The organism is Streptomyces rubellomurinus (assembly GCF_000961885.1).
Lineage (GTDB): Bacteria > Actinomycetota > Actinomycetes > Streptomycetales > Streptomycetaceae > Kitasatospora > Kitasatospora rubellomurina.
Genome location: NZ_JZKH01000351.1, coordinates 1 through 341, shown reverse-complemented (window position 1 = coordinate 341; position 341 = coordinate 1). Strand labels below are relative to the sequence as shown.

General features: G+C 75.1%; 1 protein-coding gene. It reads left to right on the top strand.

Going from position 1 to position 341, the window contains the following annotated elements; all coding sequences use genetic code 11:
• On the top strand, positions 1 to 341 hold a 341-nt coding region (locus VM95_RS38160), incomplete at both ends, for an acyltransferase domain-containing protein (protein WP_045706310.1).

The window sequence follows — 341 nt, the reverse complement described above, 5'->3', positions numbered from 1 at the left end:
GACACCTCCGAGGAGTTCGCCGCCTCCATCGCCGCCTGCGAGGCCGCGCTGAAGCCGCACGTCGACTGGTCGCTCACCGACGTCCTGCGCGGCGGCGGCGACCTGACCCGGGTCGACGTCGTCCAGCCCGCCCTGTTCGCCATGATGGTCTCCCTCGCCGAACTGTGGCGCTCGCTCGGCGTCGAACCCGCCGCCGTCATCGGCCACTCCCAGGGCGAGATCGCCGCCGCCACCGTCGCCGGAGCCCTGTCCCTGGAGGACGGCGCCCGCGTCGCCGCCCTGCGCAGCCAGGCGATCCTGGCCATCGCCGGACAGGGCGGCATGGCCTCGCTCCCGCTGCC